Source organism: Paraburkholderia sp. ZP32-5 (assembly GCF_021390495.1).
Lineage (GTDB): Bacteria > Pseudomonadota > Gammaproteobacteria > Burkholderiales > Burkholderiaceae > Paraburkholderia.
Genome location: NZ_JAJEJP010000002.1, coordinates 2,644,767 through 2,669,386 on the forward strand (window position 1 = coordinate 2,644,767; position 24,620 = coordinate 2,669,386).

Here is a 24,620-nt window from a genome sequence, read left to right on the forward strand (position 1 = left end):
ATTCGTTGCATCATATATCATGTCTCAGCACAAAAACTGGCTCTCGGAGTGCTTGGAGAAAACATGGGCGATGTGGAAACCAAGGCGATCGGCCACGCTGGTCTGAGCAACGGCATCCTGAGCGAAGCCGCGGAAGAAATTGCGCTCGCCGATGCCGAAGCGCTCGCGCTTTCCTGTTTCGGGATCGAAGGATGCGCGTCGCGACTGACGAGCGAACGCGACCAGAACTTCAGGATCGTCGCGAAAGACGGCAGCGAGTACGCGCTGCGCGTCAGCAATCATGCGGAGGACCCCGCGATGAACGATCTGCAGATTTCCGCGCTGCTGCATATCGAAAACGTCGATCCGGGCATTCCCGTGCCGCGCGTGCTGCGCGCGCTCGACGGCAAGCCGCATCTGCGACTGCCTTTCGAGCAGGGCCGGATGCGGGCAGTGCGTCTGCTGTCGTATCTGCCGGGTCTGCCGCTCAACACGGTGACGCGCACGCGCGCGCATCGCGCGGAGCTCGGGCGGCACCTCGCACGACTAGGACTTGCGTTGCGGGACTTTACGCACCCCGCCGCCGGACACGAACTCGCGTGGGACATTCAGCACGCGAGCAGCATCCGGCCGTTGATCGCGCATATTCCGGATGCGGCGCGGCGCGATCTGGCGGAACATTTTCTGGCGTCGTTCGAAACGCACGCGAAGCCGCTACTGCCGTCCCTGCGCACGCAGGTGATCCATAACGATCTGAACTTCTATAACGTGCTCGTCGATCCCGTCGACCAGAACCGTCTCGTCGGCATTCTCGATTTCGGCGACATGGTGTTCAGCCCGCTCGCCGTCGATGTCGCGGTTGGTGCGTCGTATCACATGAACACGACGGACGATCCCTGGCAGGCTGTCTCGGAATTCGTCGCCGCATATCACGCCGTATCGCCGCTCGCGCGTGAGGAGATCGATCTGCTGTATGACTTGATTGCCACACGCTTCGTCGTCACCGTGTCGATCACTGGATGGCGAGCCGAGCGTTATCCACAGAACAGCGCCTATATCCTCAAGAACAACGCCACAGCCTGGCAAGGTCTGGCTCACCTTTTCACCCTTCCACGCGAGGCCGCGCAAGTGCGGTTGCGTCACGCGTGCAACATGGAGTAAGCCGTTATGGTCAAGCCTTTGATGGTCAACGCGTTCGATCCAGCGTCAGCGGACAACCTCGATGCGGATTTGCGCGCGTTGCTCGTCCGGCGTCAAAAGGTGCTTGGGCCTTCGTACAAGCTGTTTTATGAAGAACCGGTGCACCTGGTGCGCGCGCAGGGCGTTCATATGTTCGATGCGCAGGGCAACCGCTATCTCGATGTCTACAACAATGTGCCGTCTGTCGGGCATTGCCATCCGCATGTCGTGGAAGCCATCTCGAAACAGGTCGCAACGCTCAATACGCACACCCGCTATCTGCACGAGTTGATTCTCACCTATGCGGAGAAGTTGATCTCGACCTTCCCGCCGGCGTTGTCGAACGTGATGTTTACGTGCACCGGCAGCGAGACATCGGACCTTGCGCTGCGTGTCGCGCGCAATTTCACGGGCGGCACGGGCATCATCGTGACCGAGACGGCATATCACGGCATCACGAGCGCGGTGTCGGAGATTTCGCCGTCGCTCGGCGAGCACGTGCCGCTCGGCCAGCATGTGCGCACCGTGCCCGCGCCCGATCCGCTGCGCGGCGATGCTGCGGACGTCGGCGCCACGTTCGCGAAGCATGTGCAGAGCGCCATCGACGATCTGAAACGGCACGGCATCAAGGTCGCCGCGCTCATCGTCGATACGATTTTTTCGAGCGATGGCGTCTACGCGGATCCCGCGGGCTTTCTCGCTCCTGCCGTCGATGTGGTGCGACGTGCGGGCGGCGTGTTCATCGCTGATGAAGTGCAGCCGGGCTTCGGTCGCACGGGAGATGCGATGTGGGGTTTCCAGCGTCACGGCGTCGTGCCCGATCTCGTCATCATGGGCAAGCCGATGGGCAATGGCCTGCCGATCGCCGGACTCGTCGCAAAGCCAGAAGTGCTCAAGGACTTCGCGTTGCGCGCACGTTACTTCAATACGTTCGGTGGCAATCCGGTCAGTTGCGCAGCGGGGCTGGCGGTACTCGAGGTGCTCGAACGCGAGCAACTGCAACAGAACGCGAAAACGGTCGGCAGGTACATGATGCAAGGGCTGGACGAACTGGCGAAGCGGTATCGGCAAATCGGCCAGGTGCGAGGCGCGGGATTTTTTATCGGCGTCGATCTGGTGAAGGATCGCGAGACGCACGAACCCGATCCGGCATTCGCCATTCGACTCGTCAACGGATTGAAGAAGCGCTTCATTCTGATCGGCGCGTCCGGTCCCGAAGGGCACGTGCTCAAGATTCGGCCGCCTCTGCCCTTCTCGCGCGAAAACGCCGATGAATTTCTCAATGCCGTCGACGACACACTTCGCGAGGCCCACGCAAATTGCTAAACGTTCGGGGACAGCCGCGCGCTGTCCTCTTCGCTACTGCATCAGGCGCGCGTTGTTTTGCGCGCACCTTGCCGTGCCGATGCGGTGGACAGCCGACGCCCGGCCGCGCCCAGATCATCTTCGGTCTGTAACGGCAAGCGCGCTTCTACGCCTTCGGCGACGAGCGTCTGAAGCCGCGGCATCAACGCGTTCTCGGCGGCGGTCAGATCATCCACGAGCTTTTGTCGCACGACATCCGCATCGCCCGATTCAATCGCCTCCACCAGATCGCGATGGTGAACATTAGCGTGCTCGCCACCGTAATCGGGATCTTCGAGCAGGCCATAAAACACGGGACCGACCTGTCCCCAGAGGCCTTGAATCATTTCCAGCAGGCGCGGCGAATGCGCCTTCTCGTAGATGGAGAAATGAAACTTCTCGTTGAGTTCTCGATACGCCGTCCGATCGCCGCGTTCGATTGCGCCATCCATTAAAGCCAGCGTCTTCTTGATGCGCGTGATGTCGGACGCCTTGAAATGACGCGTGGCAAGCTGCGCCGCAAGACCTTCGAGTTCGTAGCGAATGCGATAGAGCTCGCCGAACGCCGCCGGCGACAAGGTGGGCACGACGATGGACCGGTTGGGTAGCATCACAAGCAGGCGCTCTGCGACGAGCCTTTGCAGCGCCTCGCGCACAGGCGTAGTCGAAATGCCATAGCGCTCGGCCAGCGAACGAATGATGAATACTTGTCCAGGATGGAAACTGCCTGATATCAACCCGCCCTTCAGAAGCGCGTAAGTCCGGTCATTCAGGTTCTGGTGTTCCAGCTTGTCGTGCAACATTTAAGTGTCCTGGGGCAAAGAAGGATCTGACAAGGCAAGCATATGGGTCGCCATGCGAAGAAGATGAAACGAGCGCGTCGGCGCGTTGCCTCGCGTGTTGTATCATATATCAAAGATTCGCTTTACCCAGTACCGTCTATAAATGCGCGGGACGTGTTCGAACAAACGCTCGTCCACCTTGACTACACATCAGACGTGATGCACATCCGCAAGCAGCGCCATCGAGCATCGGCTCGGAACGACCAAAGCCTGGTTGGGCGACGAATATTCCAATAAGAGCGAGCGAGGACGTCAGCACAGCAATGAGTTTGCGAGTGTTGGCTTGCAACATGAAACGGGTCTCAAACCGCTTGGCCCAGTAGAGTTGATCAAGGCTGTTCCAGATCAAATCGCTCCATCGGCGAGTTGATATCTGAGCTTTCGCAAAGACCGAACATCCGCGCTTTGAATATCGGGCGGACTTTGGAATGAGCCGGACGGTCGAATGGCCAATGCTTGATTCAGGCAAGCGGCAGATAGTGGTCGACTGTACTCGTCCACAGATGGCGCCCGAAAGCGGCCCTCGACGATTTCAACGGCCGTGCTATAGAACCTTCGCGTGCTATCCGTAATAACCGTGCTGATTTTCCTTGTGATCCTTTGGGCACACACGATACACCCGGAAAACACGTCGCTGACTCTAAGCAATAACCTTGAACATATCGCCGAAGTCGTAGCCGTAATACTTCTGTTTACGCCGAGAAGTAGGACCTGGTTTCGATCCAAAGCGTAAGCCGTGAAATCGACTACTCGCGCAGGTCGACCTACGACCGTCAGGAAAGCGCGCCATAGCCGCCTGACCAACGCCGATGCCTGAATGACCGCAATGGCCGAGTCGAGCTCATAGGCTGTTTATCTAACGCGCCATGTTTCGGGCGTTGGCACGCGTGTCATCTGAATCCGCCAACGTGGCAGGAGCTAGCCAGTGAAAGGCTGCAAGCGACTTGCCGTCGAATCGGCATTCCACTTTTGCAGGTACGACAGTATTTGAGCGCTGGTCTTCGACCATGCCAGTTACGAGCACAGAACGGCCGTCAGGCGACACCTGCTTTCCGCTCACCGAAACAAGCGCAGGCTCTGCCCTGCTTTGCATCATTTGTTCGCACTGGTCCGCGTTTTTTTCCGCCACGGTCGCGCAGCCAGCTAAGGACGCCGCGACGACGGTGAAAGCAATTGTAATAAGCCTACTTTTCTCCATATCTTATTCCTCACTACATCTCGGCTCTGCAATCGATTCCAGACGCTAGCCTGGGTCTGACGAACCGCGATTCTAGCGTGTACATCCGCCCTGACACCAAACGCCGCCTCGCGTGAATACAATTTCCGTCAGAGTCCGACAACTTCGGAATCCTCTTCCGCTTAAATGTAAGCACTTTGGATGGTTTCGGTTATCAGTAACCAGGATGTCTGATCATCTTGACGATCCAGTGTCCGTTGTTGGTTCAGCTTCGGTTGCCGTCTAACTTGGCGTAGGAGGCCTTTGCTGGCCGAGCGCACCAGTTCAACGAAGGTTCTATAGAGCGGCAGTTGAAATCGTCGACGGCGGCTTTCGGGCGCCATCTCTGGATGAGTACAGTCGGCCATCTACGGTCATTTTCCGAAAGCTCACTGTAGACGTTCGAACGACCGTTCCGCCGTTGAAAGCGGTCGTTGAAATGGTTTTGGTTCGGAGGGCGGCTTAGGGTCGATTTGGCGCATTCGCCGTCGGCTTGGGTTCAGTCATTCAGGGACATTCGCTTATCACCAGATCAGCGATAATCAGGCTGCCCTTAGCGCAGTAAGTCGTACCGTCGAACCGATGATGTATTAAAGAGGGTGCACGATAAACCACATAAGCCCCCGCAAATAGCACTGATCCCAACTGGAGGACCGAATGATGACGAAATACCTTATCTCCTTTCCGGCAAAGGCGATGGAAGTCCCCGCCGAGGACTTTGCCGCCGTAGGCGAAGCTGCGCACGAGGTCATCCGCGAAGCGAAGGCTGCAGGTGTGTACGTGTTCGGTGGCGGTATCAACGAGGATGTCGCGCCACTCATGGTTGCCTCAGACGGCGCGGTCACAAACGAAACCTATCCCCAGACAAAGGAGTTCAACGGCGGCTTCTGTGTCCTGCAGCTCCCGTCGCGCGAAGCTGCCATCCTGTGGGCTGCGAAGATCGCCAAAGCCTGCCGCTGCGCGCAGGAACTCCGCGAGTTTGGGTATGACCCCGAGAGCTGATGGGAAGAGCCAGTACGGTCATCCAGCCAGACCACCATTTCACTTGCGCGTCTTTACTCGACGATGCCGACCAGACCATCAATCTCCCTCTGGATACGCATCTGAGCCTCCTGTGCAGCGGCATCGGGGACGTTGGCAACGAGCGGGAGCATCAGCCCTGAACCCTTGAATTCAGCTTCGAAATGCACCCATGCTGCGGACGCGCAAACACCGGAAGCCTTTTGCACCAGGTTGATCGTTATGTCGTATGTCCGTCGCTTGCCGTACTTGCGGGTGTACTGAAAACGGCTTAATAGCGGTTTGTACATCAGGTTTCCCTGGCTGCTTTTGAATTGACCGATTGCGGGAGTCGCGGTGAAGGCAGCCATCCGCTGCTTTATGGATGTCTCCAGATCGCGCGATTCGGTATTAGCTATTTGCTGCCGGGTGGTTCAAAGAAGATGATCTGCCGAATGGGGAGCGCGGTATCGGTACGCCATCCACAAACGCGCAAGCACAGCGCACAGCAAACTCGTATGCACAGGTCTGGCTCGCAAACTGACCAAGATCACCCAATGAGGTCGATTCGCCGTCCTCCTTCAAGATGCAGGCGCGGGCGACGAATGTGTTGCCGTACCTTATCGTTGACGCTTGAATCGCTGCACCATGGTGAAACAGGACCATTGAATGCTCTCCGATCGCAGATGATGAAAGCGCATTGTAATGTTATCGATCGCACGCGTGGAGACTGTTACCTTTCCGCATAAAGCGCTTAAGTGTGACGACGGCAGATGCGGGCGTTCGCGGCGCCCCGCCAATAATTCAAACGGCCGCCCGGTCCGGCGGAGCGGCCATTCGATCTCGAGGCGACCACAACTGATGACGCCGACGAAGCCCGGTCGCACGACGACCCAAGGTTGTTCAACCACACGCTGAGGGTGTCGTCACCTCCGGTAGGTCGTCGCTTCCACCGGCCTCGATAAGCAGCGCGCGCGTCATTGACGTTGGCCAGTCGACCGGCCCATGGCACGGCCAGCGCTCCCAGCACCGCGGACGATGAAGTCGAATACGTCGTCATCCACGGCGTCTTTCTATCGACGCTTGCGGAGCGAGATCGCATAGGCGGCCGAACGCGCCGCAAAGATTTCGTCTCCCGGTTGGCCGATGCCATCGGCGATCGTTGCGGGATTGAAAATCGTCGCATCACACGCCTCGTTATTGTCGATCGCGTTGATTGCGATGGTGCCAAGCTTGACCGTGTCGCGCGAGTCCTCATCAGGCCAACGCTGCGTGACGTCCTGCGTGGGGTCTCCGGGGCTGCCGAGAATAGCCAGCACGTCAAAATGCATGCCGTCTTGCGCGATCCGCTCCCGGAGATCGTCAAACAGGAAATCAGCGGAGAGCTCCTTCGCGGCTTCGTCGCTCAATGTGATCTCTCCCACTACGGGCACGATCTTGAACTTGATTGGCCGGGTTTCCCCTTTTGCGTTGGTAGCCGGGAAGGCGTGAACACCCCAGTAGATGGTCCCCGCAAAACTGGCGGGGAGAGGATGCGCGGCAACGAAATGTGCCTGATTCAATGTTTCCGGATTGGCATCGGAGAACGTCTTGACCTTTGCCGCATCGGGCTTTCCGTCGTCGCCGGGTGCACGCGCCTGCAGAAAGCCCAGCATCTGGTCGAGCGTCCGGGCGAAATGCACTGGGGCGCTCTCGACGAGCAGATCCGTTTGCTGGGCGCCTTCGCCGATGGCCATGGCGAAACCGCGCAGCACCAGCTTGTTAGTATCGGGAACGTGTGGGTTGCCCCCGCCCATCGAAAGCCGTCCACGCACCGGCTGAGGCTTCGTGAAGCTTGCTGACCGCGTTATTTCGGCTGCGGTGTCCGCCGGTGTGTATGTGCCGCGCACGCATTGGCCCTTGGCGAAGCTGGCGCGGGCCTTTGGCGGATTGCCCGCCACGGTCTTAAGCGCATCGACAATCCTGGCTGGCGTAGCAGGTTCGCTTCCGCCGGCTGACGAGGATTGCGCATGTGGGCTTGACATCATGGCACCTCCAGTTAGAAAAAGGCCACCGCGGTTACCGCCTGAGAGATGGAGCATGAGATTGGCTCCGCTTGCAGGTCGTAGGCAAAGTATGCGACCCGGAAGCGCGTGGAAATGGGCGCTGCGTGCCACGACAGTGCAGAAAGCTGGACTGGGTGTGCCAGTGCGCGATTGCGAGAGTTTCAGAAGAGCAGACAGGCCGATTCCGACGGGGAACCCACGCGTCTTGTTCGGCTGTAAGTGGCCCACCTGGCAGAGCGATCTGCAAAGTACACAGCGATCGGTTTATTCAGCGAAGCGCAAGCGCTGACTGGGAGTCTGCCCGGTCTACGACGGCTCGATTGAAGTGTATGTTTTGTCGCGCTCACGACGAATTTGTGATGGTGTCCTCCCCACGCGGGCATGCAGCGTGCGGGCGAAATGCGAGGCGTCCGTAAAGCCAGCGCGCCGGCCGATCTCGGCAATGGTTAGACGCTGAAAAATCGGTGATTCGAGCATCCGCATGGCATGTATGCAGCGCATGCGCATCAACGTTTCACCGAACGTTGTATTGAAGCGGGCAAAACAACGATGCAGGCTGCGCAGTGATACGCCCAGTTCGGCCGCAACCTCGGAAGCGGACAATTGTGGTCGATTGGACTCGTGGTACATGCAGTCGCGAAGGCGCCGAAAAAGTGCATCGTCATCCTTCAGTGATTTCGCAGGAGGGGAGCTGTAATCTTGCGCGATCAATGTCAAAAGCGCGCCGATCTGGTCACTCACGAACGACATCGGTAGCGGGTAGTTCACGAATCGCGCCGGTGCCAGACCTTGCAGGAAAGCGGACAGCGCATAGGCCCACCCCGTATGGCATTCAAACTTGCGGCCTACAAGCACAGCGGGTGCAGGTAGCCACTGTCTAAGCCATGCTTCACTCAGACTCACGTTGACGAAATCAAAATCGGCACCGATGTTCAGTTCGAACGGTATCGACGAATCCGAGAGCAGTATCTCTCCCGGAGCGAGCCGATGGCGGCCCATGTGGTCCATCGTCCACGCGGATTTCGCATTAACAAGAAGATGAAACGTACGCTGCGGCCGACAGGCTATGTTGGCCTTGTCTGCGTAACAGAGATGGGGTGTGCCCACCTGTCGAATTACCGTGACTCCGCCGAGGCATGCCGCAACCATATTCACTTCGAACGGCTCCCGTGTCGGTGTGCCGACATGCATGGGGAACATCGCCGAGGCAAGGGCATGCGCATAAAAGTCGTAGCGCTGGCCTGGGGGAACCTCGCTGGTCGACCAGTTGACGACCGAAACCGACGATGAGGCGCGCATGGGACAGAGCTCTCCGATTTGTCATCGATGCGACATTCAGTGGCGCTGTGGGACGAAGTGCTCGAGCGACCGGGCAAGCTCGGTGGTGTCATGAATGATAGGGCGGACTCCGGGCAGATCAATTCAAATATTCGAACAAACCTGGCGCGAACGTTTCACCGCGACCGTCGACACACGCCTGGTGCCTCCATGGGATGCCATGTCGGCTTTCCGCAACCGCGGCACCTACGATCGTCGCCATGCCGCCCACAACCTGTCCGGCCACAACTTACCGTTCCGCGCAAACAGGCATGCCGTCGAAGCGGCCGCATCACTTCGGCGGCAGTCGTTCGCAGATCGCGACGGTATGTGGCCGGAACGGGTCGGCCTATGCCTGTTGCGCGAATGCGCGCGGGGCCGTCACGTCAGTCGGGGATGTAGGACGCTGTTCGCTCCGCCCCGTCCGCTCCATCACCCCAGTTCAAACGACGTCACCCCGAACACGCGATCGATCGCAATTGCGGGCGCGTCTTTCGTATACATCCGTGCGGTTTCGAATATGCTCGTCATGCCGTGTCGTTCCGCCAGCGCGACAGCCGCAGGATTCGTTTCTGGCACGTCGAGCACGATGACCTCACCGGGCATGCTCGCCGCCAGCGCGCGAAACAGCCCAGTGGCGACGTCTGCATCATCGGCGAAGAGCGGGCCGATCTTGCAACCGGTCTTGCAGCGGCGCACGACACCGTATCCGGCGACCCGGCCAGCGTCGACGACAGCGAGCGCAACGGCATCCGGCTGCGCAATCCAGACAGAAACGAAGCGCTCGCGCGCCGCGGGAAAACACTGGCGATCGTAGGCAAGCAACTGTTCGAACGGCACGTCAGCCGCTGCCGCTACATGTGCGCATCCGATACCGTCTACGCGCCCCTGATAGCGGATGTTACGGTGTGCGAGGCGGAACCCGGACTTCCTGTAGTTCGTCTGCTGGGCGACGACACCGTCGAGACCGACGTTGCGGTCTCCAAGATAATGCATGCCGTGCTGCCAGATTCGCATACCGAAGCCTTTGCCACGAAACCCGGGTTTCACGATGTAGAGACCGATGAAGCCAAAGCGTTCATCGTAGGCGATGGCGGCGAGGCACGCGACCGGCTCGCCGCGCCAAACGCCGACGAAGAAACCAGCCGGATCTGCTTGCCTGAAACTGTAAGAGTCATGCCGGCCGGGGTTCCACCCTTCTGCCGCCGCCCACTCGACCGACATGGCCACCTCGCCGGCCGACATGGTGCGCACGATAAAGTCTCCGCCTTGATCCATGGTTCGCCCCAGTTGCGGCTCTGGAGATTGCCGCCTCGTGTTACCGCAGATGCATCGGGGAAGCGCCTGCACACGGGCGCCGGCCAACTGACAGAGCAAACCGTGCAATCATGCCGATGCGACGGGTGCCGATCGAGACATCATAGCCCCGAGGGCGGGTCCCGGAATGTAGCTAGCGGTCATCCGGGTTGTGCCGGTCCGAGTGCGCTGCAATTGCTGCGTATTGGCACGGCAGTCTCCGTTAGAGCTGCCCCGGATAACCGGGTTGCTCCGTTACTTATCGTCGGATGTCCGAACGAGCGATAGACCGAAACGGGTCTACGCGCGGACTCTGCACGTCACCGCGTCGGGACCGTGTCATCGGTCGGGGTACGGTCGTGCACGGTCGCTTGACAACAGTCAAAGCTGTCGTTCGCCCGGACCAGCAGACTATCGTCAGCTGAAGTAGCCATACCAGCCGCTGACACCATTAAGTATCAACGACCGCTTTGGCCGATGACACGACGCCGCTCCCGCGTGACTAGATGACCGTTGCCGACGCAATCAGCTTCCCGAATGTCCAAACCGTACGTCTGGCAACCATCTGTTCATGGCCGGACCCCGTCCAATGGCAAACATCCGTAATCGACCTTGAGGCATTTACGGTGGCGCATAACTGATGCTCCGACGTCATCTTGTTCGTAAGCGTTGCTTCACCACCGTCTGCTCATAGATGCGCGCAAGCGGCAACCTGGTTCCCACCAGATCAAGTGGGAATCAGAACGATGAAAACGAAGGCGGTAGGCCGACGACCTGGATCCAAGAACTACTCGAAGGCATTCCGGGCGTTGGTCGTAGCGCAATCAAACGATCCGGCCCGTTCCATCGCGGATGTAGCACAGGAGCACGGTTTGAACGCCAACATGATCGCGCGCTGGCGTCGTGCTCGTGAGCCGGCTCAATCGATTCCGCAAGCTCGGCCCGCCGAGACGTTCGTTCCTGTGCATTTGCCCAAAGCGGCGCCGCGGACGTCGAGCATCGTCGTCGAGTGTGGCGCCGTGCGAGTCCGCTTCGATGGACCACTTGACCTGAACGCGCTCCGGCCGATACTGGCAACGTTGCGGTCGTCGTCAGGATTGGCCTGCCATCAGGCACGCGTGTCTGGCTGGCTGCCGGTGTGACCGACATGCGGGCAGGATTCAACAGCCTCGCCGTCAAGGTGCAAACCGTGCTTGAACGGGATCCGTTCCGCGGGCACGTCTTCGTGTTTCGGGGCAAACGCGGTGACCTGCTCAAAGTGCCGTGGTGGAGCGGCGATGGCATGTGCCTGCTGATGAAGCGGCTCGAGAAGGGGCGTTTCGTATGGCCTCACGCCGACGGTGGCGTTATCTGCCTGAGCCCGGCGCAACTCTCGATGCTGCTGGAAGGCATCGACTGGCGGCAACCGACGGGAGCGGCACGACCGACCTCGGCGTTGTAGTCGCCGCCGGCGCGTAAGCTGCCTACATGACGCGCGCGAGCCCACTTCCCGACGATGTCGAAACGCTGAAGGCCATGCTGCTCAGCTAGGAGGCGGCGCTGCGCGAGCGCGACGCGCAAGTGCTCAAACTACAGGAAACGGTCGACTCGCAACAAGCCGCGTTGGCTTCGCGCACAGCCGAAGTTCGAACACTTGAAGTTGCTCCTTGCCAGGCTCCGTCGTATGCAGTTCGAACGCAAGTCGGAGAAGCTTGACCATCAGATCGAGCAGTTCGATCTGCGTCTCGAAGAGCTTGAGGCCGACGAAGGCGCGGCGCCGGTCGAAATCCCGAAGACGCCGCGCGTGACTGCGGAACAGGCACTGCCTGAACATCTCCCGCGCGAGACAAGATTTACGTGAACGAATCCAGGTAACGCATCCCACGCCGTTTTGACGACCGTCAAGACGGTGTGTGGTCACCGCTTACTTCTCTTCGAGCCAGACGGGTTTTGCTTTGCCTGTGGGGCGCGGGCTACATACAGCGGTGGAGTCGCTCAGTCGTTCAGTTGCGACTCGACGTTCAGGACGATCCGTGCGACCGGGTTGTTCTCTGCGGATTGCGGCGCGAACTTGATCTGGGCGAAGGTGACGATACCGAGAGCGACGACCAGGAGTGCTCCAGACGCGGCGATGCGGGGAAGGTATTTCACAGGGACCTCACTTTGATGGTGTAGACAGAAACTGGGCGAAGCTGACAGGCGTGTCGAATCACCTTCAGCGGCATGTCTGTCCGCAACCCGGCAACGCCGGACGCGGTCGTCAGATCGCACTTGCCGATCGGACGTGAATTGTGCAGTGCAGTATAACACGATCGTCAGCTCGCACCTACGGATCACACGGGCTTGTGCAGTGCACTGTAAATGGTTTTTCCCCTTGCTCAATGCGACGCCCTGTCGCCAGCCGATGCTTAATTGCTTGAGCGTTTCGTTCATGAAAGCTTTATGTAGGCCGCAACGTGACGTCATCATATGGAGGCGATTCTCGTAGGCACGGACGATGTCGAGGTGGCCACCTCAACGGGCATCTCGCTGGAGCCCGCTAGACCTGGGCTACATTGCGCGGCTTGGAGCTGGGCTCTGCTTGCTATTCGAGGAAGCGCTTGTAGTGCGCCTCCAGGTAGGCCGCCTTTACTGCAGCGGGCGTTGAATCCGGCCCGCATGTCGGTGACGCCCGCGGCCAGCCACGCTCGGGATCCGAACGGCAGGCCAACGGCGGACGGCAGCACTAGCAGGCTCATCGGGCAAGCCCCACACAATCTTGATCAGGGTTGCGATGGGCGTGTTAGTGCTCAGGCGTAGCCGGACGTCGCCGTATTCGGCGTCGTAGGTGCTGGCGCCGTCCGACGATGGGTACGCCGGCACTTCCGGTAAAGGCTCAGCTACGGCCACTGGTAGCCAGTTGAGTACAGGCGCCTCTGGCACCGGCACTTCGGGCATGCCGAAATCGCCGGCAAGATAATGACGACGCTATTTGAACAGCAGATTGGCGTTAATGTCGTGCTCGCGAGCGATGAGCGCGTCCGACGTGCCCGGCTTGAGCGCCGCCTCGACGATCTGGCGCTTGAACCCGACAGAAAAATTGGGTCGCCTGGACCGGTTGGATTGAGGAGATCTGTCCACTGTTGCGTCCACCATTCCGACGACCGGCTGCGCATCGGCTCTGATCGCCATATTCTCTTTCCGGCGAATCCAACATCCCGTGAATTGACTTGCATTCCGGTCAAATACTGTATAAATTTACAGTACTGTGTTTATATACAGGATCGGCAATGAACCAACTCATCCGCATCTTGAACGATGGCGACCGCGAAACGCTTGAGTGGTTGCGCAAGCATGTCGGAGACGTGCGCGTGGCTGCTGCTGCGCGACACTTGGGAGGCAACGGCAAACCGTACCTGTCCGCGGTGTGCCGCTATCTCGGCGTACGGCCACCAACGCCTCATCACCATAACCGGTCTGTTGAAGACTGCACTGTCGGCGACAACTATCTTGCCCAGATCCGTCAGTTGTTGGCAAAGCGAAACCAGTCGTTGTTGAAGCATCAACTTTAATGCTGCGAGTTCTCAGGAAGACACGGTATGGTTAATGATTTCGCGCTTGATATGGATATCCAGGACATCAATCCTGCCGGCCTCGAACGCTCACTTCGCAGCGCGTCGCTCGACCTCCAGCAGATCATTGCCACGGTCGCGGGTCGTCACCTTGGCAATGGTCGCCGCAGTTACTCAAATGGCGCGCAAGTGCCAACCTGGCGCACGCTGCTTACAATCGACGAACAGGTCTTTGAAAATCGGGGCTTCCGGGCAAGGCACAACGAGACAGTACGCTCGACGTTTGTCCGGTTTGAGGACAGTCGCTTGTCCGGGATCGATCTCGACGAACCCGTCGACTGGCGACGTGACGACGACGATTTACCAGTCGTGTACCTGCTCGTGCGCGCACTGGTACAGGCCGACGCTACCAACGTGGCCACCCAGGACTGATGCACCGGTATCGGCCGTTGGCCGTTGGCCGTTGGCCGTTAGCCGTTAGCCGTTAGCCGTTAGCCGTTAGCCGTTAGCCGTTAGCCGTTATGGTTTTTGGATGCCGTCGAGAAAGTTCAAAGTCCTGGCGTAGCGTCATCGCTGATGCCATTGTCGCGCACTCAAACCGCGGGTTACTCACCGTTCAACAAGTGCATGATTTCCTGCCCGGTGCTTGCGATATGTCTTGCCAACACCTGCTGAACACCTCTGATATTGCCCTGCCTGCACACAGGAAGAGGGAGAATGCCCGGCAAGGCCTGCTTGGCGGAAGGCAGCCGGAGTCGAACCGACCTAAGAGCGTCTGACGCCCTCAACTGAGTTTGAAGCTCAGCCGCACCACCGGATGCGAATGCCTTCCTACGGTGATTGAATGACGCGTAGCCAACAAAAAAACGAACCTGCAACAGCATCAAAGCAGATCGAGCCAACGGCTATCCATGCGCACGAGGTGCAGGCCACGGTGAAAGCGAGTATAGCCAGCGCGATCGAAGAACTCCAAAAGCTGGATCGCGCGTTTTCTGCCGAGTCCCGTGACATCACGAAACGGCGCGGCCCCCACCGTACCCGCGTTTTTCTCCGCTTCCGCCGCTGCGATCGATGCCAGTTCGCGAATTGCGCGCGGATGATAAAAGAGATCGTGCACGACCTGGAACAACTCGCCCTGGCGCGCGAGTTTGCGCAGCAACTGACGCACGCGCTCCTCGGGTACCGCATGCGCTTTCGCGAGATCACGCACCCATGGCGGATCGAAACGCCCCGCCTCGATCTGCGGCAACAGCGTCGCGGCGAGCGCCTCGTCGGCGGCATCGAGCGTCACGCTGTGGCCAGGCAGATGCAGCCACGGGCCACGCCTCGCAATGTCGCCGCGCGCGACCGCATCGTCGACTAATGCGCGCCACAGCGCGTCGTCGACGAGTGGCGCCGCGATGCGCCGCAAACGCGATACATCAGGGCCGAGTTCATCCGGCGAGCGCTCGTGATATTGCGCGAGCGTAGTAGTCAGCCGTTCGGCAAGCACCTGCCAGGCCACACCCGCAACCAGCAGCGCGTCATGGCCCGGCAAGTCGATCACGCGCGTATCGGCCGGCAACGTCAGCGACGTCGCCAGCCGCCCCGTCAGCAGTTCCAGCAACGCGCGCGACAAGCCGTGTGACGCGCGCGCGAACATCGCGTCGAGCGTACCTGTATCGAGCATCGTCTGAATCGCATCGAGCCACGCGAGCCGCTCCGGTGAGCGACGCTTGCGCGCGGGCGCAAACGGATCGAGCACGATGCCGCCGCCGATCGTGCGCGTGGCCTGCGCATTGCGCACGACGAAGCGATCGCCCGGCACCGCGCACAACGGCCGTTCGAACACGAGTTGCACGCGCGCCTGTTGACCGGGCCCAAGCGTGTCCCCTTCGAGTAAGGCAACGTGTGCGACCTGATGCTGCGTGCCGAGATGTACGTGCAGCGGCGTCCAATGCTCCAGCGCGTGAGGTGCGTCGGCGAGCAGCGTCAACCCCACGTCGATCCGCTCGCTCGCTTGCGACAAACGTGGATCGACGATCCAGTCGCCGCGGTCGATCGCGCTTTTATCGATGCCGGCCAGATTCAGCGCACAGCGTTGGCCGGCACGTCCCGTTTCGGCGGGACGGTTCTGCGCATGGATACCGCGCACCCGCACCGGCTGATCTTTCGGCGCGAGCAGCATCGTAGCGCCGACGCTGACGCTGCCCGCGACCACCGTCCCCGTGACGATCGTGCCCTGCCCCGCGAGCGTGAATACGCGGTCGACGGCAAGGCGGAACAGACCGTCGTCGCGTTTCATCTGCCACGCCGCGGCCTGCTCGCGCAGATGCGCATTCAATGCGGCGACGCCCGGATCGTCGGCACGCGTCGCACAGGTGTCGAAGATGGGCGCGTCGCGCAGCACACCGTCAGCGACGAACGCGGCGACTTCCTCGTGTACCTCGCGCAAACGCTGCGTATCGACGCGATCGATCTTCGTCAACGCAATCGCGCCACGCCGGATGCCGAGCAGTTCGACGATCGCCAGATGCTCGCGCGTTTGCGGCATCACGCCATCGTCGGCGGCGATCACGAGCAGCGCGAAGTCGATGCCGCTCGCACCCGCGGTCATCGTGTGCACGAGTTTTTCGTGGCCCGGTACGTCGATCAGACCGAGTACGTCGCCGTTGTCGAGCGGCACGTATGCGTAGCCGAGTTCGATCGAAATGCCGCGCGCTTTTTCTTCCTTGAGCCGGTCCGTGTCGACGCCGGTCAAGGCCTTCACCAGGCTCGTCTTACCGTGGTCGATATGCCCGGCTGTGCCGACGATCATGCGGAGTTGTCCTTCGCTTGCGGTGTCAATTGCGCGATCAGTTGCGCTTCGTCGGCGGCTTCGAGGCAGCGCAGATCGAGGCGCAGCGCGTCGTCCGCGATCCGGCCGAGCACTGGCCGCGCCATCTCGCGCAACTGCTTTTCGAGCGCGAACAGATAGCGACCACCGCGCTTGCCGTCCGCCATCCGGATGACAAGGCCGTAGCTCGGCAATACATCGACCGGCAATGCGCCGCTGCCGATCTGGCTGAACATCGGCTCCACCGCGACCACGTAACGCGTGCCGATCGCTAGTTGGAGCGCGGGTTGTACACGCTGAGCGGCGCCATGAATGTCGTCGGCGGAACGGATCAGCAGACGCAGCGTGGTCAGCCGCGCGGCCAACTGCTCCGGTGCGCGATACAACCGCAACACAGGTTCGAGCGCCGCGAGCGTCAGCTTGCCGACGCGCAGCGCGCGCTTCAACGGATGCTTCTTGATCTTCGCGATCAGATCGCGCCGTCCGACGATCAGGCCCGCCTGCGGGCCGCCGAGCAGCTTGTCGCCGCTAAAGGTCACGACGTCGGCGCCAGCCTCGACGGTCTCGCGCACGGTCGGCTCGCGCGGCAAGCCCCATTGGCTCAGATCGACGAGCGTGCCGCTGCCGAGATCGACGGCGACCGCGAGTCCGCGCGAGTGGGCAAGCGGCGCGATCTCGTCGATGCGAACTTCCTTCGTGAAACCGTTGATCGCGTAGTTACTCGCGTGGACCTTCATCAGCAGCGCGGTGCGCGCATTGATCGCTTCGTCGTAATCCTTCAGATGCGTGCGGTTCGTCGTGCCGACTTCGCGCAGTTTCGCGCCCGCGCGGCTCATGATGTCCGGAATCCGAAATGCGCCGCCGATCTCGACGAGTTCACCGCGCGACACGACAACCTCTTTTTTCGCGGCCAACGCGGACAGCGTGAGCAGCACCGCCGCGGCATTGTTGTTGACGACGGTTGCCGCTTCGGCACCGGTCAGCTCGCAAATCAGGTCGTCGATCAGATCGTCGCGATCGCCGCGCTTGCCGGTCGCGAGATCGAACTCGAGGTTCGCGGGCTGTGTCAGCGCGCTCATCACGGCGCGTACCGCTTCGTCGGGCAGCAATGCACGGCCGAGGTTCGTATGCAGTACGGTGCCGGTCAGATTGAAAACGCTGCGCAGGCGCGACTCGTTGCGCTTATGCAGCGCCGTTTCGACCGTTGCGTGCAAGCGCGCGTTATCGAGCGCACTGACCGACGCATCGCCCGATTGCGCGCTGACTCGCCAGGCGTCGAGCGCATCGCGCACTGCGTTCAGCACCTGAGTCCGGCCATAGTCGTTCACGAGCGTGGCGAACTGTGCCGACGCCATGATCTTTTCCACCGACGGCACACGCGCCATCAGCGCACGCAATTCCGAGCCGCTTACATCGCTCACGAAGGCATCCTCCTGAAGCTATTCCTGTCAGGCCAACCGTGCTTTGAAGCCTTGTTTTTAAGCCTTGTTTGAAGCCGTGTGCTGCATTTGCATCCGCCGCCGCTATATGCGCTCATCGCCGTCCGCCGGCGCCGCGCCGCTCGTCTGCTCGGGCCACAGCCACGGATGCGGCGACGCACGTCGGTAGCCTTCGTCGCCCATCAGCAGATCGAGCGTGAGGCTCGCGAGATCGTCCGCGAAGGGTTCGAAGTCGAAGTCTTTCGCCTGAATGCCGATCTTGCGGTAAGTATGGCATTCGTCGCATGACTCCGCCTTCAGCACGGCATTTTTCGCCTCGGCTTCGCGCGTGGCCGCGTCGGCCTCCGGCGAGCCGGCCACCTGATACGCGATGCCCTTCGTCGAATCGCAGTTCGAGCATTTGCTGCGGACCATATGCCACTCGGTCGCGCACAGCCCGCATTGCAGATAGCGGTAGTTATCGTAGGCGCCGCCCACCCGCACGATGCTCGCGACCGGGTGCGAGCCGCATATCGGGCACAGGCCCGGCGTGTCGAGATACGGCACCGCGCGTTTGTCGATAGCAGCGGCGAGGTCGGTCCAGACCACTTGCAACGCGGCCACGATGAATGGCGCGCTCGCCGGGTCGACCTCGTCGAAGCGCTGCGCGAAGATCGCATCGGCCTGCGCTTCGAGTGCGTCGACATCGAGCGAACGCAGGTGCGTGAACAGCGCGGCGAGCGGCGGCGACAGCGGCGCCACGGCCGCAACCTCGTCGAGCAGTCGCAGCAGCACGTCGCGCCATGCGGGGTCGCGCGTGCCGGAAAGCGCCGGAATCAGCGGCATCGAATACTGCTGCGCGCTCGCGATCGACTCGGGGCTCGGCGGCTGCGCGCTGAAGTTCTCGATCACCGCTTGTTGCGCATCGGCGAGCGCGGCCATCAACCGCAGATAGCCGGCAATCGGATTGTTCAGCGATGCCAGTTGGCGCAGACGCGCGCCACGCGGCGCGAACACCGCGAGCCGGTCCGGCACACGGATGCGGGGGATCGCAGAGGGATCGAGCGATTCGATATCGGCGGCTTCGAGAATGCGTTGGACCAAAGTATCGACCTCTTGAAAATGAAGAGCCGCCGCCCGTCATCGACGATAAGCGGCGGCCCGGTATGCGCTGCGTGCCATGACTGGCACGATGAAACCGCACTACTCAAGCGTAGTCTATTTGCCGATGATTTCCCTGAACCAGTTCGGATGATGCTTGCGTGCCCACCCATACGTGACCGTGCCGCGCGTCATCGCGCCGATCGAGCCTTTGATCCACAGCGCCGCATAGATATGCACGATGATGCCGACGATCAGCACGAACGCCGTTACCGCATGCACGAGCGCCGAGAGCCGGATCACGTCGATCGGAAAGTAGAGCGAGAAATAGCGCCGCCAGATCACGATGCCGCTCAACAGCAACAGCACGAGGCAGATCACCATCACGAAGAACAGCAGCTTCTGGCCCGCGTTGTACCGGCCGATCGCGGGGAGCTTTTCTTCGCGATTGTTCAGCACGTCGTCGATCTGCCGCATCCACTGGATGTCCGCCTGATCCAGATAGTTGTGATGCCAGAAACGCAGTGCGAGTATCAGGAACGAAATGAACATCACGCAGCCGACAAACGGATGCAGGATGCGCGTCCACTGTCCGCCGCCGAGCACGAAGTACAGAAACGCCATCGACGGATGAAACATCGCGAGACCGGACAGCGCGAGCAGCACGAAGCAGATCGCGGTGATCCAGTGATTCGTGCGCTCGTTCGCCGTGTAGCGCACGATCAGCCGGTGGCCCTTCACGTCGACGAGATCGGTATGCTCGGTGTGGTTCATGATGCCTCCCGCGAACGGCGTGCTTCGTCGGCTTCCCGAATGGCCGCGGCCTCGTCGGCCTCGGTTACTTCGTTCGGGCCGACGCGCGTGTAGTGGAAGAAGCCGGCGAGCGCGGCGACTCCCATGATCGCCAGGCCGATCGGCTTGGCGATGCCCTTCCACAGCCTGACCATCGGACTGATGCGCGGAGAGTCCGGTAGACCGTGATACAGCGAGGGCCGGTCGGCATGATGCAGCACGTACATCACATGCGTGCCGCCGACACCGGCCGGGTCGTATAAACCCGCGTTCTGAAAGCCACGGTCTTTCAGATCGACGATGCGCTCCTCGGCCTGCAGCTTCATGTCGTCCTTGGTGCCGAACATGATCGCGCCGGTCGGGCAGGTCTTCACGCAGGCAGGCTCCTGACCGACCGCCACGCGGTCCGAACACAGCGTGCACTTGTACACGCGCCGATCCTTCCTCGACATGCGCGGTATGTCGAACGGACAGCCGGCGATGCAAAAGCCGCAGCCGATGCAGTTTTCCTCGTGAAAATCCACGATGCCGTTGGTGTACTGCACGATCGCACCCGGCGACGGACAGGCCTTCAGACAGCCCGGATCCTCGCAGTGCATGCAGCCATCCTTGCGGATCAGCCATTCGAGATCGCCGGCGGAATTCTCGTACTCGGAGAAGCGCATGACGGTCCACGAATGCTCGGTCAGATCGGCTGGATTGTCATACACACCGACGTTGTGGCCGATTTCGTCGCGCAGGTCGTTCCACTCCATGCAAGCCGTCTGACACGCCTTGCAGCCGATGCACTTCGACACGTCGATCAGCTTGGCGACCTCGCCGGTGGCAGGCGCGCGCGCCTGCGGCGCGGTCACGGTCGTGGCCGAGATACGTTTGATGTCCAGTGATTGCAGTGCCATCTCTTTTCCTTAGGCCTTTTCAACCTTGACGAGGAACGACTTGAATTCCGGTGTCTGCGAATTCCCGTCGCCCACGGAGGGCGTCAGCGTATTGACGAGATAGCCCGGCCTCGTGAGCCCCTTGAAGCCCCAATGCAGCGGCAACCCGACTGTCTGTACCTTTTTGCCTTCGATCATCAGCGGTTTGATCCGCTTGGTGACGAGCGCGACCGCCACCACGTGCCCACGGTTCGACGACACCTTGATACGGTCGCCGGCCACCACACCGATCTCCTTCGCCAGGTCCTCGCCGATCTCGACGAACTGTTCCGGCTGGATGATCGCGTTCAGACGCGCGTGCTTGGTCCAATAGTGGAAATGCTCGGTCAAGCGATAGGTCGTGGCCGTATGCGGGAAGTTCTCGTGCGTGCCGAACGCGGCCTTGTCGCCCGGGAACACACGTGCCGCCGGATTGCTGACGACCGCCTTGTTGTCCGGATGCAGCGGGTTATAGCCGAGCGGCGTTTCGAACGGCTCGTAGTGCTCGGGGAACGGCCCTTCGACCATGCCGTCGCGGGCAAAGAAGCGGGCCACGCCTTCCGGATTCATGATGAACGGGTTCATGCCGTTTTCAGGCGGCTCGTCGACCTTGAAGTCCGGCACGTCGGCGCCGGACCACGTGCTGCCGTTCCACGCGATCAGCTTGCGGGTCGGATCGAACGGCTTGCCGCTGACGTCGCACGACGCACGGTTGTACAGCACGCGACGATTCGCCGGCCACGCCCAGGCCCAGTTCAGCGTATTGCCGATGCCGGTCGGGTCCGAGTTGTCGCGGCGGCCCATCAGGTTGCCGGCCTGGGTCCATGAGCCGCAAAAGATCCAGCAGCCACTCGCCGTCGAGCCGTCGTCGCGCAGCAGCGCGAAGCCCGCGAGCTGCTCGCCCTTCTTCGCGAGCACCTTGGTCTTGTCGGTCGCGTCGGTGACGTCGGCGAGCGCACGGCCGTTGAACTCCATCGCGATCTCTTCGGGCGTCGGGCTGGCCGGGTTCGAGTACGGCCAGCTCATATTGACGATCGGATCGGGATACTTGCCGCCGTCCTTGCGGTAAGCCGCGCGGATGCGCAGCCACAGCCCCGACATGATCTCGAGGTCGCTCTTCGCTTCGCCCGGGCCTTCCGCGCCCTGCCAGTGCCACTGCAGCACACGGCTCGAACTGACGAGCGAGCCGCGCTCCTCGGCGAAGCAGGTGGTCGGCAGACGGAACACTTCGGTCTTGATCGATGCCGCGTCGACGTCGTTGAACGGGCCGTGGTTCTTCCAGAACTCGGACGTTTCGGTCGCGAGCGGATCCATGATGACGAGCCATTTCAGCTTCGCGAGACTCGAACCGATCTTGCCCTTCCACGGCGCCGCGGCGAGCGGGTTGAAGCCCTGCGCGATGTAGCCGTTTATCTTGCCCTGGCTCATCAGCTCGAATTGCTGCAGCAGATCGTAGGACTTGTCGAGCTTCGGCAGATAGTCGAAACCGAAGTTGTTGTCCGCCGTTGCCTTGTCGCCCCACCACGACTTCATCAGGCTGACGTGGAACGCGCGATAGTTGCGCCAGTAGCTCAACTGGTTCGGCCGCAGCGGCTGCGTGGCGCGCTTCGTGATGTACGCGTCGAAGTCCTGCTCCGCTTCCAGCGGCAGCGTCATGTAGCCTGGCAACAGGTTCGACATCAGGCCGAGGTCGGTCAAGCCCTGGATGTTCGAGTGGCCGCGCAACGCATTGACGCCTCCGCCGGCGACGCCGATGTTGCCGAGCAGCAACTGCACCATCGCGCCGCTGCGCACGTTCTGCGAGCCGACCGAGTGGTGCGTCCAGCCGAGCGCGTACAGGATCGTGGCCGCGCGGCCGGGCACTGCCGTCGACGCGAGCATCTCGCACACGTGCAGGAATTTCTCTTTCGGCGTGCCGCAGATTTTCTCGACCTGCTCGGGCGTGTACCGCGAATAGTGCTGCTTCATCAGCTGATAGACGCAGCGCGGGTCCTGCAGCGTCGGGTCGACCTTGGCGAAGCCGTCGTCGCCGCGCTCGTAGTCCCACGAGGTCTTGTCGTAGCTGCGCTTGTCGGCGTTGTAGCCGGAGTACAGGCCGTCGTTGAACGCAAAATCGTCACGGACGATGAACGACATGTCCGTGTAGTTCTTCACGTACTCGTGCTGGATCTTGTCGTTCGTCAGCAGGTAATTCATGACCCCGCCGAGGAACGCAATGTCCGTACCGGTGCGAATCGGCGCATAGTAGTCCGCGACCGACGCCGTGCGCGTAAAGCGCGGGTCGACCACGATCAGACGCGCCTTGCGATGCGCCTTGGCTTCGGTGACCCATTTGAAACCGCATGGGTGTGCCTCGGCCGCATTGCCGCCCATCACGAGAATCACGTCCGCGTTCCGGATGTCGACCCAATGGTTCGTCATCGCTCCACGGCCAAACGTCGGGGCAAGACCTGCCACCGTCGGGCCATGTCAGACACGCGCCTGATTGTCGAATCCCAGCATGCCAAGACTACGGATAGTCTTGTGCGTCAGATAACCCACCTCGTTGCTGCCGGCCGACGCGGCCAGCATCGCGGTGGTCAGCCAGCGGTTGACCTTCTTGCCGTCCGCGGTCGTCTCGACGAAGTTTGCATCGCGGTCTTCCTTCATCAGCTTCGCGATGCGGTCGAGCGCGTCTTCCCACGAAATGCGCTGCCATTCGTTCGACCCGGCGGCGCGATATTCGGGATACTTCAGACGGCTGTCGCTATGGATGAAGTCGATCAGGCTCGCACCCTTCGGGCACAGCGTGCCGCGATTGACCGGATGGTCGGGGTCGCCCTCGATATGGAAGATGCTCGTCTTGACGTTTTTGGCGCCGTCGCCGAGTCCGTACATCAGGATGCCGCAGCCTACCGAGCAGTACGGGCAGGTGTTGCGGGTTTCAGTAGCACGCGACAACTTGTACTGACGGACTTCCGCCAGCGCCGGTGCCGGTGAGAAGCCCATCAGGGCCAGGCTCGATCCGGCTAGCGTGGTGGCGGAGACCTTCAGGAATTGTCGCCGGGACATTTGAGTCATCGAATGGCCTCGGCTCTATTGGGGACACAATTGATTATAGGTGCCGTTTTGCGGCATGCAGAAAGATCGTAGTGCATAGATCGCCTACATAAAAATGAAAATGCGGCGGCGCAGTCGTTCGATTATTTCCGAAGCTGGGCATTGTTCATGCTGAATGGTTGAGGCAATGAATGCCTGTCATCCACGGATTATTTTTCTGCCATGAACTACGCCGCCCTTCGCTCTTCCGCTTTCTCCACTACTGATCATTTCCGCGCTGCTGCGATGCGGCGCCTGGCCGCCGGTATCGTGCCGCTTGCGCTGCTGGGCGCGATGCTCGCCGCCAGCGGGCCGGGCGTCGCGCAGATTCCTCAGCCCAGCGGCGCGGCGCCGCAGGACAGCCGCGCGTCGGCGATGGGTTCGAATCCCGACCCCGCAGCATCGGCCGTCCACGAATCGCACAAGCCGCAGTCGACCGACAGCAAACACGGCAATTCGCGTGGCAAAACCGCCGGCAAGGAACAAGGGACGCAAGGCGCCGGCGGGTTCGACAATGGCCTGTATGGGACGGGCGCGGGCAGCAATAAATGACGCAGAAAAAACGTTAGCGGATGTCAATTTCTCAGTCCACCTGACTGCGTTTTGTCAGGTAAATACGTCCCTCCACTATCTCATTTTTATTCTTTTTGCCCGTTATTTTTCGGGATAGGTAGTCTCGAAATCAAACTGCCGGCGCCGGTTTCGGCATTAGCGCTCACGCTGAAAGAAACGATATCTCCCGCGCGCGGGAC

At 60.9% G+C, this 24,620-nt stretch carries 22 protein-coding genes, 1 tRNA gene and 1 pseudogene; 9 read left to right on the plus strand and 15 right to left on the minus strand.

The window, feature by feature from the left end:
- Positions 1–63: 63 nt before the first annotated feature.
- On the plus strand, positions 64–1,140 hold the full coding sequence (locus tag L0U82_RS30610) for a phosphotransferase (protein ID WP_233836920.1): 1,077 nt from the start codon (positions 64–66) through the stop codon (positions 1,138–1,140).
- 6 nt (positions 1,141–1,146) lie between these two features.
- A complete protein-coding gene (locus L0U82_RS30615; RefSeq protein ID WP_442793684.1) occupies positions 1,147–2,484 on the plus strand; it encodes an aspartate aminotransferase family protein in 1,338 nt (445 codons plus the stop codon).
- 41 nt (positions 2,485–2,525) lie between these two features.
- Here the strand turns inward: L0U82_RS30615 and L0U82_RS30620 are convergent, their stop codons facing one another.
- Both L0U82_RS30620 and L0U82_RS30625 read right to left on the minus strand, forming a co-directional pair.
- Entirely contained in the window at positions 2,526–3,305 is a 780-nt protein-coding gene (locus L0U82_RS30620; protein ID WP_233836922.1) for a GntR family transcriptional regulator, read from the minus strand.
- An 895-nt stretch (positions 3,306–4,200) separates the two neighbouring features.
- Positions 4,201–4,542 (minus strand): hypothetical protein, encoded by a 342-nt coding sequence (locus L0U82_RS30625; protein WP_233836924.1) that lies wholly within the window; start codon positions 4,540–4,542, stop codon positions 4,201–4,203.
- Between the two features lie 678 nt (positions 4,543–5,220).
- Here L0U82_RS30625 and L0U82_RS30630 point away from each other — a divergent pair.
- Positions 5,221–5,562: a YciI family protein gene (locus L0U82_RS30630; RefSeq protein WP_233837564.1), complete on the plus strand. Its 342-nt coding sequence runs from the start codon at positions 5,221–5,223 to the stop codon at positions 5,560–5,562.
- Between the two features lie 53 nt (positions 5,563–5,615).
- Here the strand turns inward: L0U82_RS30630 and L0U82_RS30635 are convergent, their stop codons facing one another.
- The 4 genes from L0U82_RS30635 to L0U82_RS30655 form a co-directional block, all read right to left on the minus strand.
- Positions 5,616–5,930 carry a hypothetical protein gene (locus tag L0U82_RS30635; protein WP_233836926.1) on the minus strand — a complete coding sequence of 105 codons (315 nt, stop codon included), beginning with the start codon at positions 5,928–5,930 and terminating at the stop codon, positions 5,616–5,618.
- Between the two features lie 702 nt (positions 5,931–6,632).
- Positions 6,633–7,586 carry a catalase family peroxidase gene (locus tag L0U82_RS30645; RefSeq protein WP_233836930.1) on the minus strand — a complete coding sequence of 318 codons (954 nt, stop codon included), beginning with the start codon at positions 7,584–7,586 and terminating at the stop codon, positions 6,633–6,635.
- 324 nt (positions 7,587–7,910) lie between these two features.
- Entirely contained in the window at positions 7,911–8,903 is a 993-nt protein-coding gene (locus L0U82_RS30650; RefSeq protein WP_233836932.1) for a helix-turn-helix domain-containing protein, read from the minus strand.
- Positions 8,904–9,353: 450 nt separating this feature from the next.
- Positions 9,354–10,199 (minus strand): GNAT family N-acetyltransferase, encoded by an 846-nt coding sequence (locus L0U82_RS30655; protein ID WP_233836934.1) that lies wholly within the window; start codon positions 10,197–10,199, stop codon positions 9,354–9,356.
- A 764-nt stretch (positions 10,200–10,963) separates the two neighbouring features.
- On the opposite strand from L0U82_RS30655, the gene tnpA reads away from it, so the two are divergent.
- From tnpA to L0U82_RS30670, 3 genes and pseudogenes are all read left to right on the plus strand, one after another.
- Complete coding sequence (gene tnpA, locus L0U82_RS30660; protein ID WP_233836936.1) at positions 10,964–11,359, plus strand: IS66-like element accessory protein TnpA; 396 nt, start codon at positions 10,964–10,966, stop codon at positions 11,357–11,359.
- Positions 11,360–11,364: 5 nt separating this feature from the next.
- Positions 11,365–11,658, plus strand: a complete 294-nt coding sequence (tnpB, locus tag L0U82_RS30665) for an IS66 family insertion sequence element accessory protein TnpB (protein WP_233837565.1) — start codon at positions 11,365–11,367, stop codon at positions 11,656–11,658.
- A gap of 98 nt (positions 11,659–11,756) precedes the next feature.
- Positions 11,757–12,048: pseudogene (locus L0U82_RS30670) on the plus strand (transposase domain-containing protein); the annotation flags it as partial.
- A 143-nt stretch (positions 12,049–12,191) separates the two neighbouring features.
- Here the strand turns inward: L0U82_RS30670 and L0U82_RS30675 are convergent.
- Positions 12,192–12,629 (minus strand): hypothetical protein, encoded by a 438-nt coding sequence (locus L0U82_RS30675; RefSeq protein WP_233836938.1) that lies wholly within the window; start codon positions 12,627–12,629, stop codon positions 12,192–12,194.
- 534 nt (positions 12,630–13,163) lie between these two features.
- On the minus strand, positions 13,164–13,367 hold the full coding sequence (locus L0U82_RS30680; protein ID WP_233836940.1) for a transposase: 204 nt from the start codon (positions 13,365–13,367) through the stop codon (positions 13,164–13,166).
- A 98-nt stretch (positions 13,368–13,465) separates the two neighbouring features.
- Here L0U82_RS30680 and L0U82_RS30685 point away from each other — a divergent pair, with 98 nt between their 5' ends.
- Together L0U82_RS30685 and L0U82_RS30690 are read left to right on the plus strand one after the other, a co-directional pair.
- On the plus strand, positions 13,466–13,747 hold the full coding sequence (locus tag L0U82_RS30685) for a hypothetical protein (protein WP_233836942.1): 282 nt from the start codon (positions 13,466–13,468) through the stop codon (positions 13,745–13,747).
- A 27-nt stretch (positions 13,748–13,774) separates the two neighbouring features.
- Positions 13,775–14,179, plus strand: coding sequence for a DUF2471 domain-containing protein (locus L0U82_RS30690; RefSeq protein ID WP_233836943.1), 405 nt, complete (start codon positions 13,775–13,777; stop codon positions 14,177–14,179).
- Positions 14,180–14,483: 304 nt separating this feature from the next.
- Here the strand turns inward: L0U82_RS30690 and L0U82_RS30695 are convergent.
- The 7 genes from L0U82_RS30695 to fdnG all read right to left on the minus strand — a co-directional run bounded on the left by L0U82_RS30695 (position 14,484) and on the right by fdnG (position 23,850).
- A tRNA-Sec gene (locus L0U82_RS30695) sits at positions 14,484–14,579 on the minus strand.
- Between the two features lie 51 nt (positions 14,580–14,630).
- Positions 14,631–16,544: a selenocysteine-specific translation elongation factor gene (selB, locus tag L0U82_RS30700; RefSeq protein ID WP_233836944.1), complete on the minus strand. Its 1,914-nt coding sequence runs from the start codon at positions 16,542–16,544 to the stop codon at positions 14,631–14,633.
- Positions 16,541–17,983 (minus strand): L-seryl-tRNA(Sec) selenium transferase, encoded by a 1,443-nt coding sequence (selA, locus tag L0U82_RS30705; RefSeq protein ID WP_233836945.1) that lies wholly within the window; start codon positions 17,981–17,983, stop codon positions 16,541–16,543. The genes selB and selA overlap by 4 nt, the downstream gene beginning before the upstream one ends.
- Before the next feature lie 102 nt (positions 17,984–18,085).
- Complete coding sequence (fdhE, locus tag L0U82_RS30710; RefSeq protein WP_233836946.1) at positions 18,086–19,084, minus strand: formate dehydrogenase accessory protein FdhE; 999 nt, start codon at positions 19,082–19,084, stop codon at positions 18,086–18,088.
- Positions 19,085–19,198: 114 nt separating this feature from the next.
- Positions 19,199–19,855: a formate dehydrogenase subunit gamma gene (locus L0U82_RS30715; protein ID WP_233836947.1), complete on the minus strand. Its 657-nt coding sequence runs from the start codon at positions 19,853–19,855 to the stop codon at positions 19,199–19,201.
- Positions 19,852–20,772 (minus strand): formate dehydrogenase subunit beta, encoded by a 921-nt coding sequence (fdxH, locus tag L0U82_RS30720; protein WP_233836948.1) that lies wholly within the window; start codon positions 20,770–20,772, stop codon positions 19,852–19,854. The genes L0U82_RS30715 and fdxH overlap by 4 nt, the downstream gene beginning before the upstream one ends.
- Before the next feature lie 9 nt (positions 20,773–20,781).
- Complete coding sequence (gene fdnG / locus L0U82_RS30725) at positions 20,782–23,850, minus strand: formate dehydrogenase-N subunit alpha (protein ID WP_233836949.1); 3,069 nt, start codon at positions 23,848–23,850, stop codon at positions 20,782–20,784.
- 201 nt (positions 23,851–24,051) lie between these two features.
- On the opposite strand from fdnG, the gene L0U82_RS30730 reads away from it, so the two are divergent.
- Positions 24,052–24,420 carry a beta-xylosidase gene (locus L0U82_RS30730; RefSeq protein WP_233836951.1) on the plus strand — a complete coding sequence of 123 codons (369 nt, stop codon included), beginning with the start codon at positions 24,052–24,054 and terminating at the stop codon, positions 24,418–24,420.
- Positions 24,421–24,620 lie beyond the last annotated feature (200 nt).